Raw genomic sequence first — 17,532 nt, 5'->3', positions numbered from 1 at the left:
ACGGCCCGCACCGCGCCGCGTCACTCGGTGGCGCGTACCGCCGCGGTCACGTGGGCGACCGCACCGGCCAGCGGGATGCGCTCGGTGTGGCCGGTGGCCCGGTCGGTGAACTCGACGGTGCCGTCGGCCAGGCCGCGGGCGCTGACCGTGATCCGGTACGGCACGCCGATCAGCTCGATGTCGCTGAACTTCACCCCGGGGCGCTCGGCCCGGTCGTCGATCAGCACGTCCATGCGCTGCCCGCGCAGCCCCGTGTACAGCGACTCCGCGGCCGCGACGACCTGCTCGGCGTCGCCGAGCACGGCGATGGCGACCTCGAACGGCGCGACCGCGACCGGCCACACGATGCCCTTGTCGTCGTGGTGCGTCTCGACGATCGCGGCCAGCGCCCGCTCCACGCCGATGCCGTAGGAGCCCATGATCGGGCTGACCCGCTCGCCGTCCGCGCCGAGCACGGTCACGCCGAGGGTCTCGGTGTAGCGGCGGCCGAGTTTGAAGATGTGCCCGATCTCGACGGTACGCAGCACGGACAGGGGCTGCTCGCAGCGCGGGCAGGGTTCACCGGCGACGACCTCGCGCAGATCGGCCCAGCGGCCGACGGCCAGGTCGCGGTCGACGTCGACGCCGCGCAGGTGTACGCCGTCACGGTTGGCGCCCGTGGTCATGTCGCGCCGGCCCCGCAGCGCCAGGTCGGCGAGGATCGGCAGGTCGGTGACGCCGACGCCGCCGAGGCTGCCCGGCAGCGCGCCGAGCGTCTCACGGATCTCGTCGGCGTGCGCGGGGCGCACGTTCACGGCGGCGAGGGTGTCGATGAGCTTCTGCTCGACCAGCGCGTGGTCGCCGCGCATGAGCACCAGGGTGAGCTGGTCGTCGACGACGTACACCAGCGTCTTGACCTGCCGGTCGGCGGTGACGCCGAACCCGGTGGCCAGGTCCTCGATGGTGCGCACGTCGGGGGTGTCGAACGGCTCCGGCGCGGCCAGGCCGTCCCCGTCGGCGACCGCCGCCAGGTGCGAGGTGGCCTTCTCGACGTTCGCGGCGTATCCGCAGCCGCAGTGCACGACCAGGTCCTCGCCCGCGTCGGTCGGGGACATGAACTCCACCGAGTCGCTGCCGCCCATGATGCCGCTGGACGCCTCGACCGCGATGGCCGGGATGCCGAGCCGGCCGAAGATCCGCGTGTACGCCTCGTGGTGCAGGTCGAAGGAGCGGTCGAGCCCGGCGTCGTCGACGTCGAAGCTGTAGGAGTCCTTCATGGTGAACTCGCGGACCCGGATCAGGCCGCTCTTGGCCCGGGGCTCGTCGCGGAACTTCGTCTGGAACTGGTACCAGCGCTGGGGCAGGTCGCGGTAGGAGCGCAACTCCTGCGCGACGGTCGTGAAGATCTCCTCGTGGGTCATGCCCAGGGCCAGGTCCGCGCCCCTGCGGTCGCGCAGCCGGAACATCTCCGCGCCGATCTTCTCCCAGCGGCCGCTCTTCTGCCACACCTCGGCGGGCTGCATCGTGGGCAGCAGGAACTCCTGCGCGCCGATGCGCGACATCTCCTCGCGGATCACGTCGATGATCTTCGCGCGGACCTTCACGGCCAGCGGCAGCAGCGAGTAGTGGCCCGCCATCAGCTGGCGGATGTAGCCTGCGCGCAGGAGCAGCCGGTGGCTGACGGCGTCCGCCCCCGCCGGGTCCTGGCGGAGGGTCGGGACGTAAAGCTCTGACCAGCGCATTACACGTACACCTGCACTCTCTGCCGTCGGACCGGCGGCATGCCCGCCGGGCGATCCGACGATCCTATGAGCAGCGGGTATGTCGCACGAGCGGATTACGGCGTGGCGCGGTCCTGCATCTCCCACGCGTGGTCGAGCACGTGCCACGCGATGCGCCGCGCCGCGTACGCCGCAGGCCAGCCACCACGCGGCACGGGCGTGCCGTCGGTCGGGGCGGCGAGCACGTCCAGCACCTCCGCGCGCAGCGCCGCGACCGCCGCGGTGTCGCCCGCTGCGGGCGCGGGGTGCTTCACCCCGATCCTGCGGGCGTACGACGCCTCGGCGGCGATCACATGCTCGATCATCTTGTCCCGGTCCCGCCCGCCGCCACGCGGACCTTTGCGCAGCTGCTCCGGGGTCACTGCGGCGACCTCGGCGAACACGTCCCAGGCGGCCCGCACGAGCGCGGCCTGCCGCTGCGCCGTCGCACCGTCGCGTGCTGCGAAGTCGGTGCCGGCAGGCCGCTCGGGTGCGCCGAAGTCGGTCGTCGAGCCGCCCCGGACCCGCTCGACGACCCGTACGTCACCGGGCTCGAAGGTGATCTTCGCCCGCTCGGCGACGACGGCGTAGCGCTCGGCGTAGGCGGTCAGCGCGGCCAGCGCGCGCTGCGCGTCGCGGCCGGAGCGGCACCAGCCGGGCCACTCCAGCGCGCACGCGAAGATCCGTTTCGTGCCGAGTTCCAGATAGACCGCCGTCATATGGATATCCTGGCATGTCTGATCGGTCAGGCGAGGATGTCGTACCGGACGGTCGTCACGCCGCTGCCCAGGCTGGCGATCTCGGCGAAGGCTGCGCGGGACAGGTCCAGGCAGCGCCCGGCGATGTACGGGCCGCGGTCGTTGATGCGTACGACGACGGACTTGCCGTTGGTGGTGTTGGTGACGCGGACCCGCGTGTTGAACTTCAGCGACTTGTGCGCCGCGGTGAGGGCGTCCGGGTCGAAGGTCTCGCCGTTGGCGGTGCCCTGCGGTTCGTCGTAGTAGGACGCCTTGCAGGTGCCGGAGTCGAGCACCGAGGCGGTCTCGGTCGGCGTCGGCGAGGGGGCGTTGCGGTTGCCGCGCGAGGCGCGCTGCGGGGCTTCCCGGCGGGCAGTGGCGTCGGTGACCATCGGTGACGGCGACACGGACTCTCCGGCAGCCGCGGCGGGATCGGTCTGGGGCTCGGCGGCCACTTCGTGGGCGATCAACCCGCCTCCGACCAGGACGGCCGTGGCGACAGTGGCGGTGGCGAACGGGGCGAGCTTGCGGCGGGGCTTGCTGGGAAGCGAATGTCGGCCGGGCAAGGCGCTGACCTTCCGTAGGCAACAGGGTCGGGCTCCGGCGGACCGGGGCCGCATCGACCGTATCGAGGTCTACACATGCGATGTCAAAAGGATCGAGCATATTGGGCGTATTTGCCCCACAAGGTTCGCCCGATCGAACTACACGGTTCCCGGGGCACGCTGCTCCGGGGCCATGCCGCCGCGCGACGGTCACGGCCGGATCGGCCGGTCCGTCCGCTTGCTCCTGTCGCCGTGCGCTCCCTCGACGATGCGCACCGACCGGCGTACGCCAGCAGCGGGTAGTGCTCCAGCGGCGCGCCGATCTCCAGCGCGAACCCGTCGATTTTGCTGGTTGTACAGCCAAAGTCCAGGTAGTAGCCTCTGGCCGTGACTTCCGGCCCCCACTAGTGATGACCCGCCTTCGGTCATCACTAGTGTTCGTTTCACTTACCGGGAGTCTCCATGTCCGCCGAAAGTGCGGGCACGTCTTATCGTGCTGTCCTGCTGCTTCCACGCGCCCGAAGACTGTTCCTTCCCGCAGCCCTTGGAAGGCTGTCCTTCGGCGTTTTGCCTCTAGGTATGTTCTTTGCTCTGGCCCAGGCGAGCGGTTCACTCAGTGTCGCTGGCCTGGTCACTGCCGCCGTCAATCTGGGCGTCGTGATGCTCGGACCGATGCGCGCCCGAGTCGTCGACCGGTTAGGCCGTCGAGTACTTCCTGCCTTCGCTCTGGCGTACGCGGCCTGCGGCGCAGGTCTTCTTCTGTGCGCCTACGCCCGGGCGCCGCTCGGAGTTGTCATGGCTGCGGGAGCCATGATGGGCGCATGCCCTCCTCCGCTCGGGGCTGCCATGCGCACGGCTTGGTCCGAAATCGCGCCGCAGGGCGCGATGAGAACCCGGGCCTACAGCCTGGACGCTGTCGTCGAGGAGGTCATCTTCACCGCAGGGCCGTTGGCCGCCAGCCTCGCCATTGCGCTCGTCGATCCTCTAGCCGCAGTCGGCGCGGGCTTCACCTTGATGATCGTCGGGGCGGCGGCATTCGGGTCCGGGCCTGCAACCCGCGCTCGTACATCTGCTGGCCAAGCCGGTCGACAGCCGAGGGCCAGAGTGTTGCGCATCCCGAGGTTCTGGACATTGCTACTGACCCTCGCCGGCGTCTTTTGCGCGCTTGGGCTCCTCGACATCGCCGTACCCGTCACGGCCGCACACGCCGGCAGTCCAGAAGCTGCGGGCTACCTGCTTGCGGCACTATCAGCGAGCAGCGCTGCCGGCGGCTTGTTGTTCGGTCGTCGGCGGTGGGCGCGACCTTGGCATGTGCTGTTGTCATACGTCCCGGCGATTCTGGCCGTGCTGATCGCGCTGATGTCGCTGACGTCGACTTTGTGGCTGCTCGCGGTCGGGTTGGCGTTGACGGGCTTGGTTCTGGCACCGAGTCTGATCATGGGATACCTGATTGCCGACGAGCTGGCTCCCGACGAGGGCCGCACCGAGGCGTCTGCTTGGCTGAACACCGCAAGCAATGCTGGTGCGACTGTCGGCATGGCCGTAGGCGGCCTACTGGCCGAAGGTCCCACGACAGCGCTCCTGTTCGTCGCCGCGTCTCTCGTACTGTTGGCGACAGCCCTAGGGCCGGGACGAGCACTCTCTCGCGGGCAGACAACGGTTCTGGCCGCGACTCAGTATCTCCCGGGCAACGTCGGCCCTCACCAATGATGAGTTGATGGGTGGTACGTGCGGACGCCTCGTCCAGTAGGGCGATACCTCCGTCGATCACCACATGTTTTGGCCCCCATCGACGATGATCTTCTGGCCCGTGATGAATCCAGCATCAGGTGAGATTAGAAGCATCACGGCATCGGCTACGTCGGTGGGGCTGCCAAGACGGCTCATCGGGATGGCGTCGATGCGTGTCTGGCGCGTCTGGGCGTCAGTCAGGGCGAAGCGGCGTTCGGTTTCCTCGGTGAGGACCAGGCCGGGCACGATGGTATTGACTCGAATCTTGGGTGCTAGCTCAAGCGCCAGGCATTGGGTCAGCATCATGAGACCCGCTTTCGATGCGCATGTGTTGACACCGTTGCGTCGGCCGCGAATTCCTGTTGAGGCACCGATGTTGATAATGGAGCCGCCCTGTTGTTGAAGCATTGTCCGGGCAGCGTACTGGGCGCACAGGAAGGCCCCTTTGAGATTGACGCCGAGGACGGTATCCCAGTCATGCTCTGTCAGGTCGAGCGCAGGCTTGTCGGCAACTGCGGCGGCATTGTTGATAAGCAAGTCAAGGCGTCCGAATTCCTCGGTCGCCGTGGCGATCAGCCGGGCAGCGTCGTCGGATCTGGCGATGTCAGCTTGGACGAGCCGCACTGCGGTGCTGATCAACTGGCACTCTGCAAGAGCTTCCTCGGCACGATGTCGATTGCGAGCGTAGTTGAGCACGACGCCGTAGCCGGAATGTAATAACCGCTTGGCGATGGCTTTTCCGATGCCAGAGGTGCTTCCGGTGATGACGGCCGTTGGGGCGTGGTTTGCCATGGTAAGTCTCCGCGTCAGTCTGCGGTCAGGGTCGGTATAACGTCTTGTCCCAATGCTTTCAGACGGGGTTCGTTAGGCCAGGTGTCGGCGGCGAGTCGCCACGCGGTGTGGATCTCCTTGCGGCGTTGCTTGCTGCCCAGCAGCAAGGCCCCTTCGACTCCCTGGTGGAGATACCCGGCGAAGGCGTCCATGTCGCCGAGGAGTACGGCGGTGGACGCCTGATGATTGATGATCTCATATTTGATGCGCGCTGGGACAGCTGAAGGTGAGGCTTGCTCGATGCGGGAGAACACGTCGGCGGCCGTCTGTTGGTATCCACGGGTGGGGCACCGTTGAGCGAGCGCAGCGAAGGCGAGGCCCTGTTCGAGAGTCAGCGAGGCGCGCGTGAACTCGGCATATAGATAGCTCGGGTCGTGCTCCGGCTGATCGGGGAAAAGCGCCTCGGCTAGCTCGGCCGATTCCAGTGTCTGGCGTTCCTGGCCTAGTTGCCCGTAGACCACCGACAGCTCTGCGCGTGTCCGCGAGCGTTGTAGCGGTGACATGCCGGCGTCGAAGATCAGCGCCCTCTCGTACGTGTGCGCTGCGCGAACGGGGTCGCTTTCGTAGAAGTACGTACTGGCAAGCGAGATCAAGGCGGACACCTGGCTCGGAATGTCGTTTGTCAGCTCGGCGTACTTCACTGCCTGGTTGCAGTGGTGTTCGCGTGCCCGCAAATGGTTACGGTGCAGAGCGATGATGCCGCTGACCCGATGTCCTTGCGAAGCGAGGCGCGCTGCGGTGCCCTGATACTTCGACGGCTTGCGGGCCACCAGCTCCAACTGCATTAGATATCCGTTGAGCAGTCGGTCTACAGTTTCGAGGTCGCTGCCTTTAAGTAAGTGCCAGCAGGCGGTAAGACTTGCGCCGCAATGTGCCAAAAACATCTCGGTTGCTCCGACGTCCGATCCCCCGCGCGGAATACCAAAGCTGAGAGGCAGCGTCGCTAGGGTGATGAGAGCTTGGCGGCGCGAGGTGTCGAACACAAAGCGCGCGCCCGACGGCGCGGAAGCGTCAAACATCAGAATCTCCTGATGTAGCAGAGTTTGCAGGGTTTCGGTGTGCTCGCCGGTCAGGTTGTGAATGATGGAAATCGCATGCGCGAGCTTCATCGCAAACCACATTGGCCAGTCGGTTCCATCCGGCGCGTTCATCATTTCGGCATTACTCATGGACATGATGTTCGACGAGTAGCCGCCATCGATCCCCGGTGACGACACCATGACGAGTTGCTTGCGTTGCGGTCGGGCAACGTAGAAGCCGATTTCGCCATCGGTGGATACTTTCAGCACGTGCCGGAAAGCCTGCCGGTACAGCTCGTTTGGCCAGCGGTAAACCCCGCGCTCAAGCTTCCCAATGTACTTCGCATCCACACCTGAGGCGATTTCTTGGCGACTACTGCCGTATAGATAGACGTTTACCCGGTCGGCCAGCTCTTGGCGGGACATCGGCAGCCCGGAGCCAGTAAGTGACAGCAGTCGAGTGCGCGCACAGTACAACTGATCGTTGGGTTCGCGATCGTCCCCCACCCGCCCCATGATTACCTCCGCCGCGCCTGGCCAGCTCATCCGCTGTGCTCCCGTTGGTCGCCATCAGGATCGCAGCGCACATAGCCGACGTCCAAGCGCCGAACATCTTGATCTATGACTGGAATCGCGAAGCCACCACGTCTCGGCGTGGGTCCCAGACCAGATAACCGCAGATCAGAGGGCACTCCACTTGGATGATTCTCGGCGTCATGGCATCCGATCGAGTCAAATCGCCCCCTAGATCGCCCCCTGGATCGGGGTTCCTCGGCTGCACGCGATACGTAACGGTAAGTGCACGACACGGGCATCGGAACGCACCAATGTCGAATGGTTCGCGGCGTCGTGGTCGAGCAGGTGCTGCGCGGATGAGTGCGTTTCACGTCCAAGACCGGGAATGCGCTGCCTAGCGAGGGAGGCTGATGTGAGCGATCTGGGCACTCAAGCACGTAGCTCGGATGTCGACCGGCGGCAGTTCAAGTCGCATGATCTGGACGACGTATTCGAGTCGCGGATTCGCGCGAGTCGGGAGCGCGTCGACCTTGCGGTGGCCCTAGCGGCCCAGCACCGCGCCCGGCTTGGCATATGTTCTTGTTTCCGGCCTTTGCCTTGCGGGGTGCTGGCGGTACTGGAGGAGCAGCACGCGGTGTCCGAGGCTTCGGTCGCAGCCCTGCTGGGGCCGACGCGAGTGATGACCCTGGCGGTACCCGCTGCGCGCGAAATTGCGCGTCCACGTCCTAAGCGCACGGCGTGGTGGCCGTTCGTGAGCCGCCCACGTATCGCGCATGGGCGGGCTTCGTGATTCGGCCTCTCCCGGTCCGCGCGGCGATTCTTGATGCCCTGCTGGCCGATCCGGAAGCCGAATGGACGATCAGGTCTCTGGCGGAAGCACTCGATCAGGCAGGGCAGGTTCACCATCAGGTTCCAGAGTTGGTAGCCCTACTGATGCATGAGCGCCTGTTGGGGCCAGTGCCTTATCAGCGCTACCTGACGGTTCGCGTGCGCAATGGCGCGGAGACTGCCATCCGGTTTCTTCGATGCGAGTGGCGCACTTCGCATTGACAAGCCAACGAAACTTCCGGTCGCCGATTTCTCCCGTTGGCTGCCGGAGGGGTGCCCGCGCGGTGCTGCGACCCGCGCGGGCACCCATTGACCTCAACTTGAGGAAAGGAGGTAACCGCTGTGACCGCTCCCGAGGAGCCGACCACCGCCGAGGCTGAGCAGCCCGTCGCCGATGACGCCGACGCCGAGCCCGCCGACAAGTGACCTGACCCCGCCGCTGCGGCGGCAAGCAGGACGAAGGAGATCCGAGTGAAGAAATCCGCCCTTCCCAGGGTTGTCGCGCCCCTGTTCTCTCCCGCGGCACTACTGCCGATGGGTGAGCCCGGCGGGCTGTCCTACCCCATGCAGAACACCCCTGGCACGCTGCGTCCGTTCGCGGCGGGTCTGGCCGTGCCGATGCCGTGGCAGGGCAAGCACAACACCACCTCCACCTCCCCGCGGACCAGCATGGCCACCGAGACGTCGTCGGACGGCAAGGTGAGCAAGGACAGCCAGTCCGACACCGGCTCGGACAGCTAGGACGGGGTCGACGGCCGTGAACACCACCAAGGACACGATCCTTTTCCTGACCAGCGCGCAGGACGCTACCGCCGACGCGGTCTGCGAGGCGCTGGCGCACGCCGGAGGCGGGTTCGTGCGCTTGGACACCGGCGACTTCCCGATGGAGCTGCGGATGTCGGCGACGACCGCAGCGGATGGCAGTTGGACCGGCGCATTGAGCACCGATACCGACACGCTCGACCTGGAGCGGGTGCGTTCGGTGTTCTACTGGCGTCCGACCCGTTTCAGGCTGCCTGCCGGGATGTCTGCTGCTGATGAGGTGTTCGCGGCCGTAGAGGCCCGCCACGGCCTCGGCGGGCTGCTGGCCAGCCTCGACGCCATGTGGGTCAACGACCCGGTCAAGACGGCCGTGGCCGAGTACAAGCCGCTGCAACTCATGGTCGCTGCACGCTGCGGCCTGGCGGTGCCCCGCACGCTGCTCAGCAACACTGCTGCCGACGTAACGGCCTTCGCGGCACGAGTGGGCGGTCAGGTGGTGTGCAAGCCGCTGTCGTCGCTGGTGTTCACCCAGGGCAGCGACGAGCCGATGAAGCCCTACACCACGATCATCGACCCCGCGACGGTGACCGCGGCCGGGTTCGCCGCGACCGCGCACCTGGTGCAGGAGTGGGTGCCCAAGGCGTTCGAGGCCCGCGTCACCATGGTCGGTGAACTGCCGATCGCGGTAGCGATCCGCTCGGCCTCGGCGGCCGGGCAAGTCGACTGGCGGGCCGACTACAAATCGCTGACCTACGAGCTGATCGACGTCCCGCACGCGGTCACCGAGGGGATGCGCCGTTTCCAGGCCTCGCTGGGGCTGCACTACGGCGCGTTCGACTTCGTTGTCACCCCTGAGGGCCGCTGGGTCATGCTCGAATGCAACCCGGCAGGCCAATGGCTGTGGCTCGAACACGAGACTGGTGCGCCGATCGCCGCCGCGCTGGCCGACCTGCTGATGAAAGGCACCCGAGCATGAACACCTGGCAGCAACACGCCGCCGAACTGACCCAGGAACTGACCCGCAAGGGGGCGCTCGCGCCGAGCTGGCGAGACGCCTTCGCGTCCACGCCCCGGCACGTGTTCGTGCCCTCCTTCTACGACGATGACAACAACCGGGTCGGTGCCGACAGCCCCGCCGGGCTGGCCGCCGTCTACGCCGATGACTCCCTCGTCACGCAGGTCGCGTCGCACCCAGGCGGGGACTTCCTGTGGCCGACCAGCTCATCTACCAGGCCGAGTCTCATGGCGCAGATGCTCGGCCTGCTCGACGTGAACGACGAGCAGACGGTGCTGGAGGTCGGCACGGGCACCGGCTACAACGCCGCGTTGCTGTGCCATCGCCTCGGCGACCGGAACGTGACCAGCATCGACATAGATGCCGGCCTGGTCGAGGCGGCGCGTGCCCGCCTGGCCGGGATCGGGTTCTATCCGTACCTGTTCGTCGGTGACGGCGCTCAGGGCGTGGCCCAACGCGCGCCTTTCGGCCGGATCATCGCCACGGCCGGAGTCGCCGCGATCCCCCCGGCGTGGATCGGTCAGCTGGCCGACGACGGCGTGATCGTGGCTGACATCCGAGGCGAGCTCGCCTCCGCGCTGATCGTGGCCACCAAGAACGGACCCCACCAGGTCCGAGGCAGGTTCCACGACATCCCCGGCCACTTCATGTGGCTGCGAGCCCGGCCCGATCACCCGCTGCGCCACGGCGCGGACCCGGCCACCACGTTCGACTTCACCGACCCGCAGCACGCCACCACCGACATGCCAGCCGACGCGTTCGACTCCCGCGAGTTCCGGTTCCTGCTGCAACTGGCCGTGCCCGGCCTCGGCCCGATCAGCAGCCACCTGCCTGAGGGCGGCGAAGGCGTGTTCCTTCGCGCCGAGGACGACTGCTCGTGGGTGCAGTACCGGCCCGGTGACGACAACGGCAAGGCTACCGTCATCTACGGCGGGCCACGCCAGCTGTGGCCGCAGGTCGAGGACACCTGGCAGCGCTGGAGCCGCTGGCAGTACCCCGGCATCCGCCGCTTCGGCATGACTGCCTTCGACGACGGTCGCCGCCAGATTTGGCTCGACCACGACTACGCCGTGGTGCTCTAGGCCTTTCCGATCGAGGTCATCTCGCGGGACATGACCCGTCTCATCGCGGCGAGTACGTCGCGCGCGGGGAACCTCTGCGACGCGGTGGGGTCAGCCGCGCCCCTGCGGCATGATCGTTGTTTGCGGTCGAGATGTCAGGCCATACCCCGTGTTCTGACCGCAAACGGCGATCATGCCTGCGTGCTGGCCGGTCAGCGGCTGCGGCGCTCGCGGGCGCGGGTGGCGATCTGCCTGGACAGCACGGACAGGCCGGTGGCGATGATGACGGCGTTGAACAGCATCTGCACGATCAGCAGGGAGCGGGCGACCTGGCCCTGCGCGTGCACGTCGCCGAACCCGACCGTGGCGAGCGTCGACAGGGCGAAGTACAGCGCGTCGACGCGGGTGTCCAGGTCGACAAACTCGCCTGGCGCGTTGACCGCGACGAGGTAGTCGGCGAGGGCGAAGAACAGCACTCCGCCGACCAGGGTGGTGAGCAGGCCGGTCAGCGGCGCTTCGGCGACGTCGAGCTGGCGGCGGACCTGGCGCACGATCAGTGTCACCGCGACGGCCAGCCCGACGAGCGTGGCCAGGGTACGGATGATCAGTGGCACGGTGCCGTGACCGCTGTCAGTAGGCACGACGAAGTACACGACGAGCAACAGGATGCTGTTGATCAGCGGTTGCACGATCGGATACCGCCGAATGACCGACATGTCGTTATTGTCGCTGAGAAGCTCTGCCTGCTGCCCGCGACGCGACGACAGCGAGTCAGTCGGCGGCGACGCGGAAGCCGATGTTGCCCGCGGAGCTGTCAGGGGTGTTCGACGAGCGGGCCGCGATGCGGTAGCGGTTGCAGTACGACTCGTGGCACATGTGCGAGCCGCCGCGCATGACGCGGGCCGTGCCTTGCTCCGGTCCGGCCGGGTCGGCGCGCGGGCCGGTGACGTGGAAGTCGACGCTGAACCAGTCCGTACACCACTCCCACACGTTGCCTGCGACGTTGTAGAGCCCGTACCCGTTGGGGCGGAACGACTTGACCGGGGCGGTGGCGAGGTGGCCGTCGGCGGCGGTGTTGCGGGTCGGGAACTCGCCCTGCCAGATGTTGCACTGGTGGCGTCCGCCCGGAGTCAGCTCGTCACCCCACGGGTAGCGGGCCTGCTCCAGGCCGCCGCGGGCGGCGTACTCCCATTCGGCCTCGGTCGGCAGCCGGGTGCCGGACCAGTCGCAGTAGGCCTGCGCGTCGTGCCAGGAGACGTGGACCACGGGATGGTTCTGCAGCGTGCCGACGTCGGAGCCTGGTCCGTACGGGTGCCGCCAGTCGGCTCCGGGCACCACCGCCCACCACGGCGTGGCCTGCACCCGCTGGGTCTGCCGGGCCAGCTGCGGCGGCAGGAAGCCCTCGAACACGAACGAGAACCCGAACCGCTCGGCGTCGGTGACATGCCCGGTGGCCTTGGCGAACGTGGCGAACTGGGCGTTGGTGACCGTGGTCGGGGCGATCCGGAAGCCGCCCAGTGTGATCTCGCGGACCGGGCCTTCGCCGTCGGCGGGGAAGCCTTCGGCGTCGTCGGTGCCCATCAGGAACCTGCCACCGGGTATGGCGACGGTGCGCGCGACAGCCCTGCTCGGCGGGCTGGCGGCCCGGTCGACCGACGAGTGGTCGTGCGTCTGCGGCGCTCCGGCGATGCCCGCCGACCGTGGGCTGAGTGTGAGCAGGGCAGGTCCGCTGCGGTCCGCTGAGGGCGCGCAGCACGCGGGCGGGTGGTCGGCCATGGAGGGTCCTTCCAGGTGCCCGGCGGCGGGGATGCCGCCGCCGGGCGTCGTCGGTCGGATCAGGGGGCGGTGCTGCCGGAGCTGACGCGGTCGGCGGCCAGCTGCGCGGCCAGGGCGGGGATGCCCAGGGCCTGTTCCTGGGCCGGGGTGGCGTTGTGGAGTTTGTTGACGAGCTGGTGCGGGTCGTTGACGAGGTCGTAGTACTCGCGGAACAGGACCGCGCCGGAGCCGGTCGGCAGGCCGTTGTCGTCGGTGTGCAACTGGTAGTACTCGGTGTACTGCTTGTTCGCGCCGATCCAGGACGCCCAGGTGAGCGGGCCGCCTGCGCCGGTGCCGTGCTTGAAGAACTCGGTCAGCACGTGGTTGCGCCGGTGGGAGCCGAGCAGCGAGCGCCCGTCCTGCGGGTACTGGGCGTCCGGGGTGATCCCGGCGGCGTCGAGGATGGTCGGCGCGATGTCGATGTTGGCGGCGAGGCGGCTGTCGTTCGCGCCGGTGTCCAGGCCGCCGGCGGGCCAGGACACGAAGAACGGCACCTCGACGACGGGGGTGTAGGGCACCGACTTCTTGGTCCAGCCGTGGTCGCCCCAGGCGAAGCCGTTGTCGGCGATGAAGAACACCAGGGTGTTGTCGAGCTGGCCGAGGGCTTCGAGCTTGTCGTGCACGGCCTGCACGGCGTCGTCGACCGACAGCAGCGTACGCAGCTGGTTGGTGCGGATGTTGCGGCCGTCGGCCAGGGTGCCGGTGGCGTCCTTGATGAAGCCGGGCTTGTCGCTGCGGTCGGCTTCGGGCACCGACGGGCGGCCGTCCCAGGCGGGCACGGGCGTGTCGGCGTACTTGCCCTCGGGGGTGTTGGGGCCGTGGGAGGCGTAGGGGGCGAGGTAGAGGAACCAGGGGCGGGTGTCGGCGGTGCTGCGGTCGAGGAAGCTCAGGGCCCGGTTCTTCACCACCGTCGTCGTGTAGTTGTTGATCGTCTGGACGGTGCCGTCGACGTTCCAGGTGCCGTTGTTGAACGTCGGCGGGGCGAGCACCGCGAACTCGTCGAAGTGGGGCGGGTTGTCGTCGACGTCCCAGCCGTTGAGGTATTTGCCGTACAAGCCGGTGCGGTAGCCGTGCTGTTGCAGGTAGCGCTGCACGGTCGAATGGTGGTTGAGGTTCGCGGCGTGCTGGTTGCCGCGTACGCCGTGGTTGTGCGCGTACTGGCCGGTGAAGATCGAGGAGCGGCCCGGCGCGCACAGCGGGGTGGTCGCGTGCCCGCGGGTGAACTCGACGCCGTTGCCGGTCAGCCAGGCCCGGGTCTTCGGAATCGCCCACGCGGTCTGCTTCGGATGGTCGTCGGTGACGATGACCAGGATGTTCGGCCTGGTGTCGGCGGCCTGCGCGGCGGCCGCGGGCCAGCCGGCGGCCGCGGTCGCGCCCGCCGCGGCCGACGCCGCGAGGAACGTGCGCCGGTTGAGCGAGGGGGTGGTCTCGGACATGGGCCTTCCTTTCGTACGCGCACGGCGGTGTCCCGCCGCGCAGCATGGGGTGCCCGGCGTGCAGCCGGTGACAGGGGAGCGGGCGGCGGTGGCGGTGCCAGGCGGCCGCGGGTGATCAGCCGCCGGTGGGCGGCCCGAAGACGCGGTTCAGCGCGGACAGAGCGAGCTCGCCTGCCGTCGAAGGTCGACGTGCCGGCGGGCCGTGAACAAGGGCCTGCGCTCCATGTCGTCGAGCCTAGAAAGGCCTCTCGACGATCTCAAGAAACTAAATATTTCGTCATCCGGAATGGTGTTAACAGCCGGTGTTCAGCCGTCGAGCAGGCCGTCCAGGAGCAGGCGCAGGCCGCCGTCGAGGGCGTGCCTGGCCTGGCTGACGGGGTCGTAACCGCCGGTGCCGGACGGTGCGCCCGCCAGGCCGGTCGAGTGAGGGAAGCGCTGGGCGAAGTCGGGGGCTAGGTCGGCGAGCAGGGCGGATCGTTCGGTCCACCACTGCTCGTCGGAGGTGCCGGTGGCTCCCGCTGCGGCCCGGCCTTCGGTGGCGGTCTGCGCCGCGCCGCGTACGAGATGGAACAGTGCGCTGACGGCTGCGCGCAGGTGCTGCGGTGAGGTCCCGTCCAGGATGGCCAGCAGGGATTCGAGAACGGCCTGCTCGTTCGGGCCGAGCACGGGGCGGGCGTAGGAGACCTGGAGCAGCCACGGGTGGCGCAGGTAGCGGTCCCACAGGTGGTCGGCCCACGCCAGCACCGCGGCGCGGCGGTCGCCGGTCTCAGGCGCCTGCGGCCAGCCCGCGTGGGCGTGGTCGTACATCAGGTCGACGAGTTCGCGCTTGCTCGGCACGTAGGTGTACAGCGCCATCGCCGAGGTGCCCAACCGTTCGCCGACGGCGCGCATCGACAGCCTGTCCATGCCGTCGGCGTCGGCGACCGCGATGGCCGCCTCGATGATCGCGTCGACGGTGAGGCCCTGTTTCGGGCCGGGGGCACTGCGTGGCCGGGTCGCCTGAGTGGCGGCGGGGGAGTGCGCGCGCCACAGCAGTGCCATGGTCCGGGCCGGGTCGCCCTGGCCGCCGTACAACGTCATGTACAACTCCGTACGCCGTAAGCTAATGTCGGGCCGAGGATCGCTTTACAGCATACGGAGATGATGATGGCGAGCGCGATACTGCACGACGGGAGCACGATCGAGGTCGAGGTGCACGGCGACGGCCCCGCCGTGCTGCTGCCGGTCGACCCCGTCCCCCTCGAAGGCCCGAAAGCCGAGGCGATGCGCGCCTGGGGCGCCGATCCCGCCCTCGGCCGATCCCTGATCGACGGCCTGCGCGACCGGTTCCGGGTCGTCGCCGCCGACTACGAGGGCCACGTCATGGCCCACCCGAAACCGGACACCCTCACCCCGGCCAACGCGGCCGCCGACCTGCTGGCCATCGCCGACGCCGCCGGAGCCGGACGCTTCGCCTACTACGGCTACTCCTGGCTCGGCCTGCTCGGCCAGCAGCTCGCCCTGCGCACCGACCGGCTGTCCGCCCTGGTCATGGGAGGCTACCCGCCGGTCGGCGGCCCGTACGCGGCGATGCTCGCAGTGACCCGCGCCGCCCAGACGGCATCGCTGGCCGCCGTGCGGAACCCGCCGACCCCCACCGAGACCGTGCCTGGCGACTGGTCGACGGTCTCGGTCGTCACGACCGTCGACCAGACCCGGCAGTTCGTCACCCTGTACGAAGCGCTACGCGACTTCGACGACCGCGCCGCCCAGCCGTCGCTGACCTGCCCGCGGCTGTGCGTCGTCGGCTCCGCCGACACCATGGAGTACGCCGAACCCTGGGGCGGCGTCACCGTCGACATCGCCGGACCCGTGACCCGCGACCGCGACGGCCTCACGGCGCTCGGCTGGGACGTCGCCGTGCTCGACGGCCTCGACCACATGCAGGCCATGCTCGCCCCGGCCGTGCTGCCGGTGCTGCGCCCCTGGCTGGAGGCGCACCTCTGACAGCGGTCAGCCCTCCTCGGTCCGCCGGGGCCGCCCCGCCAGCAGGCACAGCACCGTGGTCACCAGATACAGCACGGTGACCGCGAGCCAGCTGTCCCGGTGTTCGGTCAGCTCGCTGGGCAGCATCGGATGCGCCAGCCCGTCCGGCTCCTCGACGATCGTCACCGACTCGCCGATGCGGTAGGCGTCACGGTCGGCGGTCAGCTCGCCGCCGACGGCCCGGCCCGAGTGGGCGGCCATCGCGTAGTGGTAACGGTCGGCCGAGCCGCCGCTCTCCCGTACGGCCATGACCTGCGCCTCGACCTGCCCGCCGCGCAGCTGCAGCAGGCTCGGGCCGGTCTCGCGCAGCACGATCACCACGAACAGGAACCCGATCACCGCCGCGATCGTCGTCCACACCGGTCGGAACCCGGACAGCGCGAACCACCCGGCGGCCAGGCCCGCGGCCAGGATCAACCCGATCGCCAGCCCCCGGTGCTCGGCGGGCAGCAGCGCGGAACCCGCCAGCCCGGCCGCCAGGGCGGCCACGGTGATGACGAGGAACAGCCGCAGGCCGCGAAACTGCCGGGGGTGCAGCGCGCGCAGGGGAGATCGCATGGCGATGAGGGTAAGGCCCGTGGCGTCAGCCTGTACCCCGGCCAGACGTCCAGTCTCCGACCAGCCGATATGCGGCCCGCTCGACAGGCGGCGCGGTGACGGGTCAACACGCCGACCTGCCGCGTGGCAGGCTGTCGCGATGACGACGGACGGGCTGCCGCCGCGCCGTGGCAGGACGCGGGCCGTGCTCGGCACGGTGATGTGGGTGCTGTCAGTGCTCCTGCTGGTCACCGCCGCCGCGATCATCCGTGATTCCGGCCGGTGGGTGGTGCTGCTCGATCACGGTTCGGCCATCGCCATCGTGCTGATCTGCCTGGCGGGAGTGCTGCTGGCCGCCGCAGGCCCGGTGTTCGGGCTGCGCACGCCGCGCTCGCGTGGGGTTGCGTACGTGGCGGCGGCCTGCCTGACCCTGTGCGCGACCTGCGGCTGGTTCGTCGGTGAGCAGGCAGGTGAGCTCAGCTCGCGGGCCACTTCGGTGAGTCTTGTGGCGGTGTCCGCCGACGGCGGGTTCGCACTGGTCAGCCGTGACAGCTACCTGTCCGACCGCGACGCGATGTGGCTTCGCTCGCGAGAGGGACTGTGGAGCCGGGAGTCGGAGCACGCGTTCGCCTGCTTCACCGGGTACGACGGCGACAGTGAGCAGGACCCGGTGGAATGGGCCGGGTTCACCGGCCCCAACCAGGTCACGGTCCGGCTCAGGGATGGCCGGTCGGGATCGGTCGACTTCGACGGCGAGACACTGACGGTGACCGGTCGGCAGGGCGGCTGCGGGCTGCCCGCATAGGCGCCGGTAGGTGAATCCGTCGTGATCGGCCGATGGCTCGCATCTCGTCCACAGTATTCATCCGCAGGTCATGGAGCCGGGTTTACCTCTTCGTGACCGGCCAGTAGGGTCATCCTCCTAAACCCCGGGA

At 68.6% G+C, this 17,532-nt stretch carries 18 protein-coding genes; 7 read left to right on the top strand and 11 right to left on the bottom strand.

From position 1 onward, the window contains the following. Nucleotides 1-20: 20 nt before the first annotated feature. The 3 genes from HAV40_RS11840 to HAV40_RS11830 all read right to left on the bottom strand — a co-directional run bounded on the left by HAV40_RS11840 (nt 21) and on the right by HAV40_RS11830 (nt 3,042). Nucleotides 21-1,721 (bottom strand): proline--tRNA ligase, encoded by a 1,701-nt coding sequence (locus HAV40_RS11840; protein WP_166380994.1) that lies wholly within the window; start codon nt 1,719-1,721, stop codon nt 21-23. A 95-nt stretch (nt 1,722-1,816) separates the two neighbouring features. Continuing rightward, complete coding sequence (locus HAV40_RS11835; RefSeq protein WP_166380993.1) at nt 1,817-2,458, bottom strand: hypothetical protein; 642 nt, start codon at nt 2,456-2,458, stop codon at nt 1,817-1,819. A 26-nt stretch (nt 2,459-2,484) separates the two neighbouring features. Next, a complete protein-coding gene (locus HAV40_RS11830; protein WP_239086809.1) occupies nt 2,485-3,042 on the bottom strand; it encodes a septal ring lytic transglycosylase RlpA family protein in 558 nt (185 codons plus the stop codon). Nucleotides 3,043-3,483: 441 nt separating this feature from the next. On the opposite strand from HAV40_RS11830, the gene HAV40_RS11825 reads away from it, so the two are divergent. Then, nucleotides 3,484-4,731, top strand: coding sequence for an MFS transporter (locus HAV40_RS11825; RefSeq protein ID WP_166380991.1), 1,248 nt, complete (start codon nt 3,484-3,486; stop codon nt 4,729-4,731). A gap of 57 nt (nt 4,732-4,788) precedes the next feature. On the opposite strand, the gene HAV40_RS11820 is transcribed toward HAV40_RS11825, so the two are convergent. Together HAV40_RS11820 and HAV40_RS11815 are read right to left on the bottom strand one after the other, a co-directional pair. Next, nucleotides 4,789-5,544: an SDR family NAD(P)-dependent oxidoreductase gene (locus HAV40_RS11820; RefSeq protein ID WP_166380990.1), complete on the bottom strand. Its 756-nt coding sequence runs from the start codon at nt 5,542-5,544 to the stop codon at nt 4,789-4,791. Nucleotides 5,545-5,558: 14 nt separating this feature from the next. Further along, nucleotides 5,559-7,109 (bottom strand): tetratricopeptide repeat protein, encoded by a 1,551-nt coding sequence (locus HAV40_RS11815; protein WP_166380989.1) that lies wholly within the window; start codon nt 7,107-7,109, stop codon nt 5,559-5,561. Between the two features lie 747 nt (nt 7,110-7,856). Between HAV40_RS11815 and HAV40_RS11810 the strand changes: the two genes are divergently transcribed. The 4 genes from HAV40_RS11810 (at nt 7,857) to HAV40_RS11795 (ending at nt 10,805) form a co-directional block, all read left to right on the top strand. After that, on the top strand, nt 7,857-8,168 hold the full coding sequence (locus HAV40_RS11810) for a hypothetical protein (RefSeq protein ID WP_166380988.1): 312 nt from the start codon (nt 7,857-7,859) through the stop codon (nt 8,166-8,168). 249 nt (nt 8,169-8,417) lie between these two features. Next, nucleotides 8,418-8,687 (top strand): hypothetical protein, encoded by a 270-nt coding sequence (locus tag HAV40_RS11805; RefSeq protein ID WP_166380987.1) that lies wholly within the window; start codon nt 8,418-8,420, stop codon nt 8,685-8,687. 16 nt (nt 8,688-8,703) lie between these two features. Then, the gene (tgmB, locus tag HAV40_RS11800) at nt 8,704-9,684 is read left to right on the top strand and encodes an ATP-grasp ribosomal peptide maturase (protein WP_166380986.1); all 981 of its coding nucleotides are present in this window, start codon (nt 8,704-8,706) and stop codon (nt 9,682-9,684) included. Beyond that, complete coding sequence (locus HAV40_RS11795) at nt 9,681-10,805, top strand: methyltransferase domain-containing protein (protein ID WP_166380985.1); 1,125 nt, start codon at nt 9,681-9,683, stop codon at nt 10,803-10,805. The genes tgmB and HAV40_RS11795 overlap by 4 nt, the downstream gene beginning before the upstream one ends. Before the next feature lie 191 nt (nt 10,806-10,996). Here HAV40_RS11795 and HAV40_RS11790 read toward each other — a convergent pair whose 3' ends face one another. The 5 genes from HAV40_RS11790 to HAV40_RS11775 form a co-directional block, all read right to left on the bottom strand. Beyond that, nucleotides 10,997-11,500, bottom strand: a complete 504-nt coding sequence (locus HAV40_RS11790) for a potassium channel family protein (RefSeq protein WP_166380984.1) — start codon at nt 11,498-11,500, stop codon at nt 10,997-10,999. A 55-nt stretch (nt 11,501-11,555) separates the two neighbouring features. Then, nucleotides 11,556-12,560: a formylglycine-generating enzyme family protein gene (locus HAV40_RS11785; RefSeq protein WP_166380983.1), complete on the bottom strand. Its 1,005-nt coding sequence runs from the start codon at nt 12,558-12,560 to the stop codon at nt 11,556-11,558. Nucleotides 12,561-12,619: 59 nt separating this feature from the next. Beyond that, the gene (locus HAV40_RS11780; RefSeq protein ID WP_166380982.1) at nt 12,620-14,035 is read right to left on the bottom strand and encodes a sulfatase family protein; all 1,416 of its coding nucleotides are present in this window, start codon (nt 14,033-14,035) and stop codon (nt 12,620-12,622) included. Between the two features lie 147 nt (nt 14,036-14,182). After that, complete coding sequence (locus HAV40_RS39185; RefSeq protein WP_360491499.1) at nt 14,183-14,260, bottom strand: putative leader peptide; 78 nt, start codon at nt 14,258-14,260, stop codon at nt 14,183-14,185. Nucleotides 14,261-14,341: 81 nt separating this feature from the next. Then, complete coding sequence (locus tag HAV40_RS11775) at nt 14,342-15,115, bottom strand: TetR/AcrR family transcriptional regulator (RefSeq protein ID WP_166380981.1); 774 nt, start codon at nt 15,113-15,115, stop codon at nt 14,342-14,344. Nucleotides 15,116-15,181: 66 nt separating this feature from the next. Here HAV40_RS11775 and HAV40_RS11770 point away from each other — a divergent pair, with 66 nt between their 5' ends. Continuing rightward, complete coding sequence (locus tag HAV40_RS11770) at nt 15,182-16,021, top strand: alpha/beta fold hydrolase (protein WP_166380980.1); 840 nt, start codon at nt 15,182-15,184, stop codon at nt 16,019-16,021. Nucleotides 16,022-16,027: 6 nt separating this feature from the next. On the opposite strand, the gene HAV40_RS11765 is transcribed toward HAV40_RS11770, so the two are convergent. Then, nucleotides 16,028-16,618 carry a hypothetical protein gene (locus HAV40_RS11765; RefSeq protein WP_166380979.1) on the bottom strand — a complete coding sequence of 197 codons (591 nt, stop codon included), beginning with the start codon at nt 16,616-16,618 and terminating at the stop codon, nt 16,028-16,030. 139 nt (nt 16,619-16,757) lie between these two features. Here HAV40_RS11765 and HAV40_RS11760 point away from each other — a divergent pair, with 139 nt between their 5' ends. Next, complete coding sequence (locus tag HAV40_RS11760; protein WP_166380978.1) at nt 16,758-17,402, top strand: hypothetical protein; 645 nt, start codon at nt 16,758-16,760, stop codon at nt 17,400-17,402. The last annotated feature ends 130 nt before the right edge of the window (nt 17,403-17,532 follow it).

The organism is Catellatospora methionotrophica (assembly GCF_011297335.1).
Lineage (GTDB): Bacteria > Actinomycetota > Actinomycetes > Mycobacteriales > Micromonosporaceae > Catellatospora > Catellatospora methionotrophica.
Note: the sequence above shows the minus strand (reverse complement) of the source record. Positions and strands in the feature narration are given on the sequence as shown.

What these genes read in the sequence shown, in the direction of transcription:
- HAV40_RS11785 (WP_166380983.1), bottom strand. Translation starts at nt 12,560, where the DNA reads ATGGCCGACCACCCGCCCGCGTGCTGCGCGCCCTCAGCGGACCGCAGC.
- HAV40_RS11835 (WP_166380993.1), bottom strand. Translation starts at nt 2,458, where the DNA reads ATGACGGCGGTCTATCTGGAACTCGGCACGAAACGGATCTTCGCGTGC.
- HAV40_RS11790 (WP_166380984.1), bottom strand. Translation starts at nt 11,500, where the DNA reads ATGTCGGTCATTCGGCGGTATCCGATCGTGCAACCGCTGATCAACAGC.
- HAV40_RS11825 (WP_166380991.1), top strand. Translation starts at nt 3,484, where the DNA reads ATGTCCGCCGAAAGTGCGGGCACGTCTTATCGTGCTGTCCTGCTGCTT.
- HAV40_RS11840 (WP_166380994.1), bottom strand. Translation starts at nt 1,721, where the DNA reads ATGCGCTGGTCAGAGCTTTACGTCCCGACCCTCCGCCAGGACCCGGCG.
- HAV40_RS11765 (WP_166380979.1), bottom strand. Translation starts at nt 16,618, where the DNA reads ATGCGATCTCCCCTGCGCGCGCTGCACCCCCGGCAGTTTCGCGGCCTG.
- HAV40_RS11795 (WP_166380985.1), top strand. Translation starts at nt 9,681, where the DNA reads ATGAACACCTGGCAGCAACACGCCGCCGAACTGACCCAGGAACTGACC.
- HAV40_RS11775 (WP_166380981.1), bottom strand. Translation starts at nt 15,115, where the DNA reads ATGACGTTGTACGGCGGCCAGGGCGACCCGGCCCGGACCATGGCACTG.
- HAV40_RS11770 (WP_166380980.1), top strand. Translation starts at nt 15,182, where the DNA reads ATGGCGAGCGCGATACTGCACGACGGGAGCACGATCGAGGTCGAGGTG.
- HAV40_RS11760 (WP_166380978.1), top strand. Translation starts at nt 16,758, where the DNA reads ATGACGACGGACGGGCTGCCGCCGCGCCGTGGCAGGACGCGGGCCGTG.
- HAV40_RS11820 (WP_166380990.1), bottom strand. Translation starts at nt 5,544, where the DNA reads ATGGCAAACCACGCCCCAACGGCCGTCATCACCGGAAGCACCTCTGGC.
- HAV40_RS11780 (WP_166380982.1), bottom strand. Translation starts at nt 14,035, where the DNA reads ATGTCCGAGACCACCCCCTCGCTCAACCGGCGCACGTTCCTCGCGGCG.
- HAV40_RS39185 (WP_360491499.1), bottom strand. Translation starts at nt 14,260, where the DNA reads ATGGAGCGCAGGCCCTTGTTCACGGCCCGCCGGCACGTCGACCTTCGA.